The organism is Algibacter sp. (assembly GCF_029245835.1).
Lineage (GTDB): Bacteria > Bacteroidota > Bacteroidia > Flavobacteriales > Flavobacteriaceae > Algibacter_B.
This window is the reverse complement of the sequence record NZ_JAQWOO010000026.1, coordinates 1-5,563: the sequence shown is the minus strand read 5'-3', so window position 1 is coordinate 5,563 and position 5,563 is coordinate 1. Positions and strand designations below refer to the sequence as shown.

Sequence of the window (5,563 nt, the reverse complement as noted above, 5' to 3'; positions counted from 1 at the left end):
TTTCATTTAAAGAATTAAGTATAGGTTTCCACGCAAATTTCACCATTAAAGCAATAAGTGCTAATAATAATATGGTAGATACTACAAATAATCCTGGTGAAAAGTCATTTAATAATTTGTCCATTTCTAAATGTATTTAATGTTCTTGTTTAATTTAAAAAACACAACCTGCAACCAACCGTTGCAGATTTGTGTTTTTAGATTTTGTTTGGTTTCTTATTTTCCTAAGAATAAAGCACCAAATGCTAACCCTTCTAAAAGCGCAGCAATAATAATCATCGCTGTTTGGATTTTTCCAGTTGCTTCTGGTTGACGAGCAATACCTTCCATTGCTTTTCCACCAATTTGACCTAGACCAATACCTGCCCCAATTACGATTAAACCTGCTCCAATTAAATTGTACATAATAATTGATTTATTAAATTAAACAAATGCATTAATGATGTTCGTGCTCTGCTACTGCCATACCAATAAATAATGCCGAAAGCATTGTAAAGATATAAGCCTGTAAGAAAGCTACTAAAACCTCAATTAATGTTATAAAAAATGATAATACTAACGACAACCCTGTTGCACCAACCACACCAAGTGATTCTTTTAGTGTGAACATAATTGCTATTAAACTCATTACCACAATATGACCTGCTGAAATGTTTGCGAACAAACGTACTAATAGAGAAAATGGTTTGATTATTAGTGCTCCTGCTAATTCTATGATTGCCAAAACTGGGCGAATTAAAACGGGTACACCTGGCATCCATAAAATATGCATCCAATAATCTTTATTTCCGCTTACTGTATAAATAATTAAAGTAAATATGGCTAAACAAGCCGTTACTGCTAACTGTCCAGTTACATTAAAACCTAAAGGTGTTAAACCTGCTAAATTTAATAACCATATAAAGAAGAATACTGTTAAAAGGTATCCTGTAAATCTTCGGTAATGCTTCTCTCCAATATTTGGTCTTGCAATCTCATCTCTTACATATAATACAAGAGGTTCTAATACACGTGCAAATCCTGTTGGTATTTGTTTCTTTTTGTATTGTCTTGCTAAACTAGAAAACCAAAATAACATTAATAAACCAATAACTAATATTCCAACAACACTTTTGGTTATTGAAAAATCTAATACTTTGTGTCCGTTTGTTGCATGATGTGTTTCATCAAAGTTCACAGCAGTTGCACCAGCATCTAACTCATAAATTTTAGAATGAATTTTAGCGAATTTCATTCCGTTTTTTTCAACAATCACATGGCCGTCATCGTTGTGATGGAATTCTGAAGACATAAAGGTCGTTAATCCATTGCTCGTCCATAATATGACAGGTAATGGAAACCCAAAATGTTTACGTTCACCTGCATCACTCGTATAAGAGAATAAAGAAAAATCGTGTGAATCTTGTATGTGGTGTAAGATATAGTCTTCTACTTCCTTTTTAGTATCTACCTGACCACCATTGGCTGTAGGGTTTTCAGCTATTGCAGAAGTGCTCACTAAAAGCATTATTGTAAGGAAGAAAAATTTAAAAGTTTGTTGAAATATATTCATTGTTAAAAAAATCAAAAAAACTGTGTTTTTAAATTCCGTGCAAATGTATGTAATTATTTGAAAATAATTATTTTTTTTTAGCATTAATCTTTCTCCTTATTTATCATTCAAAATCTGAACAATAAAATAGACTTCAAGAAATAAAAAAAGAAACAAGGGGATTAGTAAATTTAGGCTATCCATTTTGGTTATAATTTCATTTTGGAAAATGAGATTTTTAAAAAAAACACTAAAAAAAAGCAGCTTAGTAACCAGTGCAAAAATATAAATAAACCCTAGCTGGGTTATCCACTTTTCTATATTTGAGAAGAAAAGAAACAGACAACATATAATAAAAGAAAAAAGAAAATGAAAACTGTAAATATGAAATAACTCAAATCTTAAATTTATATTGAAATGTTCTAAAATAATATTATGAGAAAAAAAAGAACTTGCAAATAAAAATGAAAAACTAATGCCAAAGCGCATGATTTTTTTAATCATTGTCCTTAGATATTTTTAAAACCTGACTGATTATTAAATACATAGAAGCAAATACCGCAAATAAGGTGACAATACTTTCCCAGTAAGTGGTTTGGTATTTAGTGTCTAACCAAGCTCCTAAAAGGTTTCCTACATAAATAGTTAAACCCATTTGTAAGCCTGTAGATACAAAACGAATGTATGGATTAAGCTGTTTTTCCGGCTTCTGGTTTTCTTTCTTGTTGTATTGCTTGTCCGCCATTATTCATTTCTTTTACAGTGCCTTTCATTACGCAAGTAACGTTAAAGGTTGCTCCGGGTTCTACGGCTAATTTACCAGCAATTACCTCGCCTTCAATATGAGCAGATGCTTTTAAAGTTAATGTGCCGGATAATGCTAATTTACCAGAAAATTTACCTTCAAAATAAGCATCAGTACCGTTTAAAGTACCTTTTATCAGTCCAGATTTACCTACAACTACTTTTCCTGAAGTTTTGATGTTTCCTTCAATAATACCATCGATTCTTAAATCGCCTTGACTGTTAAAGTCGCCAACCATTTTGGTGCCTTGCGCAACAATGTTTTGGTTTGATGTGCCTTCTGTCATTTGTTTTTCTTTTTTGTTTTCAGAGAACATAATAAATTAAGGTTACGTTTAATTATTATCCATATTCAAATAGGTGTCCAAATTTTTATGGATTTGAATGGTTTGATAATTTGTAGATGATACTACAAAATAAGGGGCTTTTATTTTCTTTTGGTCGTCTTCAGTTAATAACTGATTAAAGGTTTTTGCTACTTGTGGTGTTTTTAATCCATGAACTACTACAAATTTTGTATTCGGTTTATAAACATCTATTGAAGCATTTAATCTATAATATTTAATATGCCCTAAAACGTCATCTAACGTCGCTTTGAAACTTGAAATAGCGTTTGGTTGCGGATCTTTAAATTTAAAAATAACTTTGTAATTATCTGAAATACTATCCGTTTCTTCAATAAAATTTGGACTTGCTAATTTAGGCAAAATATTAGCTTCAATATTTTTAGCCTGCTTACCTTCAAACGTATTTGCATAAGTTATTGCCAAATAATTAATCGCTTTCTTATACGCTTCATAGCCATACAAACGACCTGTAGCTGTGGCTTTTAACAGCTCAAACTTAGGTACCATAGGTTCGCCATCAAACGTGTTTATGTATTCTTCACTTTTTGAAATAACCTCAGCATATTCTTGATTTTTATGCTGGATATAAAGAGCTTCATATAAACTTTCAGGGCTGTTTTCATCTCTTTCTGAAACCAATTCAGGATTCTTTAATAGGGTTGCATATCTAGAATCTGGATATTTAGCAATAATGTCTTCTTTAGCAATTGAAGCTTCTCCATGTTCGCCCAACAATTCATAAATTTTAAATAGGTTATATTTTGAAGGCAGAATTAATTTTTCCTCAGGATTACTTCTTAATAGGTTTTGAAATTTACCTTTTGCTAATTCATATTCTTTAAATTTCTCTTTATAAATGAGTCCCAATTGATAATAAGCATAATTACGTGTTTTTGAAATACTATCAATCTCTTTTTCTGTAGACGGAATTTTAGATACGTAAAATTGAGGATCGAAACGTTCTTCATCTGAAGCAGAAGCTACAATATCTAGGGTGGGACTACTATTTGCTTCACCAGAAAGGCCTTTGCTAGACCATCGCCAGTTATCTTCTAATCGTCTATCGCCCCATATTTTAACAAATTCATTTTTTCCGTAAGCAACCGTAGTTGGATTATAAAAATAAAAATTATTTGCCATTGCTTGTGGTCCTCCTACTCTGTTTGGTTGTGCACCAATAGTATTAACGGCCGCCAAACCACTTTTACGTTCTGCAGCTTCTTGCTTTTCTTTTTCAGCTTCAGCTTTCTCTTTTAAAACTTCAATAAAAGATTCGAAATAGGCTAATTTTTCTGGTGCTGATAGATTTACTAACCTTAAAACACTATCATTTACCTTAGCAATAGCCTCATAATAAATAACATCTTCTAAATTATCACGCTTCCGTTTTATAACACGATATGGTTTAGAATTGAGCGTTAAATTACTCATCGTGCTATCATAATACATGCCTGCTTCAGCATAGACAGACGCATCAAAATTCATATCACCTAACGTTTCGTAATTCTTAGATTTAAGTAACTTATCTCGTGTATCTGTCTGTAATGATTTATTGTAATAAGCTACAGCCAAAGAATCTGAACCGTTTTGTAAATGATACGCTCCAATTTGATGATAGATTTTATCTAAAAATGGACGGTTTTCTCGGTTTTCTTCTAGCTCCGAAAGCAATTCGGTAGCCTCTAATTTGTTTCCATTTTCAAAATCGAAATTCTTTATTTTTTCTAAATAAGCCGAAATCATATAGATTCTAGGCGTTCTTCTATTGAGTTCAATAACTTTATCAAAAGCAATATTGGCACTATCCTTATACCCTAACTCATTATAAAGTTGCCCCTGAATAAAACGATATCGCCCGCGCTCATCGTTATTCTTTGTGGCATTTGATGCAATTTCTAATTGCGTGATAGCACTATCAACAGATTTTGTGTTTAAATACGCTTGTGCTAAAATGGAAGTGGCATCGGCTAAATCTTGACCCTCTATATCCTCTTGTTTTAAAAGTCGTTTCAGGTTTTCAATAGCTAACTCATTATTATCTAACCTAATATTGGCTTTTTCTCGCCATACTTTAGCTTGATTAATCTTATCACTTGCTGGGTATTTATATAGAATATAATTTAAAGCCTCTAAAGCTGGCACAAAGCGTTGATCGAAATATCGGGCTTTTCCTAATAATAAGTAGGCTTCATCCATTTGAGGGTTTTTCTCTTTACCCTTAATATTCATACTGTGCTTTTGTATGGCTTTTACAGCTTTTTCTTCAGCTCTAGTAAAATTTTCGTTTTTAGATTGTCCCGGAAGCACAACATCTTCAAAAATCTGCATACGTTCTATGGGTAATACCTCCCAATAGTTATCAAAATAAGCATCATTTAGGGATTGTTTACCTTGCTCTAAAGCATTATAACCATTGTACAGTGCATTAAACTCAGCTGTAACCGCATGAAAATTTCTATTAATAAATTTATCTTTTTTTCTAGAACAACTACTTGCTAGAAATACAGAAAAAATAAGGATTAATATGGCTTTGTAAGGTCTTTTCATTTACTTAAGAATTTTTATTTCTAAATGGAATAAAATAAAAATTTCCGGTGTAAATCAACCGCTTCGTTTTCTCACAAAGAATTATTTTTTTTATGACATTAAACAAAAAAATAAATTTATTTGTACTCATTTCAATGGTGGTGTTTTTAGTCTAAATAATAACTATAAACTCCTGTTATTATTATATAGAATCGTAAAAATAAGCATCTTTTTGGATTTAGCTCTATTTTGAAGTATAAAATGGCTATACAGAGTAGCTTACAACCTCCATTTTTACTAGTAAATACTTTGGGCGTTACCCACAAGGGGTCGGGCTATTCGTTCCAAGTCCTCG

At 31.7% G+C, this 5,563-nt stretch carries 6 protein-coding genes and 1 pseudogene; all 7 read right to left on the bottom strand.

Annotation, left to right across the window (positions count from 1 at the left end):
• Window positions 1-124: pseudogene (locus tag P8K68_RS03670) on the bottom strand (F0F1 ATP synthase subunit B); the annotation flags it as partial.
• Between the two features lie 92 nt (window positions 125-216).
• Window positions 217-405 (bottom strand): ATP synthase F0 subunit C, encoded by a 189-nt coding sequence (gene atpE / locus P8K68_RS03665; protein WP_013993139.1) that lies wholly within the window; start codon window positions 403-405, stop codon window positions 217-219.
• Window positions 406-436: 31 nt separating this feature from the next.
• On the bottom strand, window positions 437-1,507 hold the full coding sequence (gene atpB / locus P8K68_RS03660; RefSeq protein ID WP_300248292.1) for a F0F1 ATP synthase subunit A: 1,071 nt from the start codon (window positions 1,505-1,507) through the stop codon (window positions 437-439).
• A 141-nt stretch (window positions 1,508-1,648) separates the two neighbouring features.
• Window positions 1,649-2,020: a DUF6168 family protein gene (locus P8K68_RS14905; protein ID WP_366143727.1), complete on the bottom strand. Its 372-nt coding sequence runs from the start codon at window positions 2,018-2,020 to the stop codon at window positions 1,649-1,651.
• A 7-nt stretch (window positions 2,021-2,027) separates the two neighbouring features.
• Window positions 2,028-2,276, bottom strand: coding sequence for an AtpZ/AtpI family protein (locus P8K68_RS03655; protein ID WP_300248291.1), 249 nt, complete (start codon window positions 2,274-2,276; stop codon window positions 2,028-2,030).
• Complete coding sequence (locus P8K68_RS03650) at window positions 2,221-2,652, bottom strand: polymer-forming cytoskeletal protein (protein WP_300248290.1); 432 nt, start codon at window positions 2,650-2,652, stop codon at window positions 2,221-2,223. Before P8K68_RS03650 ends, P8K68_RS03655 begins: the two co-directional genes overlap by 56 nt.
• A gap of 18 nt (window positions 2,653-2,670) precedes the next feature.
• Window positions 2,671-5,229, bottom strand: a complete 2,559-nt coding sequence (locus P8K68_RS03645; protein WP_300248289.1) for a hypothetical protein — start codon at window positions 5,227-5,229, stop codon at window positions 2,671-2,673.
• Between the last annotated feature and the right edge of the window lie 334 nt (window positions 5,230-5,563).

Coding starts and splice junctions, on each gene's coding strand:
- atpE (WP_013993139.1), bottom strand. CDS start 405: ATGTACAATTTAATTGGAGCAGGTTTAATCGTAATTGGGGCAGGTATT.
- atpB (WP_300248292.1), bottom strand. CDS start 1,507: ATGCTTTTAGTGAGCACTTCTGCAATAGCTGAAAACCCTACAGCCAAT.
- P8K68_RS14905 (WP_366143727.1), bottom strand. CDS start 2,020: ATGCGCTTTGGCATTAGTTTTTCATTTTTATTTGCAAGTTCTTTTTTT.
- P8K68_RS03655 (WP_300248291.1), bottom strand. CDS start 2,276: ATGGCGGACAAGCAATACAACAAGAAAGAAAACCAGAAGCCGGAAAAA.
- P8K68_RS03650 (WP_300248290.1), bottom strand. CDS start 2,652: ATGTTCTCTGAAAACAAAAAAGAAAAACAAATGACAGAAGGCACATCA.
- P8K68_RS03645 (WP_300248289.1), bottom strand. CDS start 5,229: ATGAAAAGACCTTACAAAGCCATATTAATCCTTATTTTTTCTGTATTT.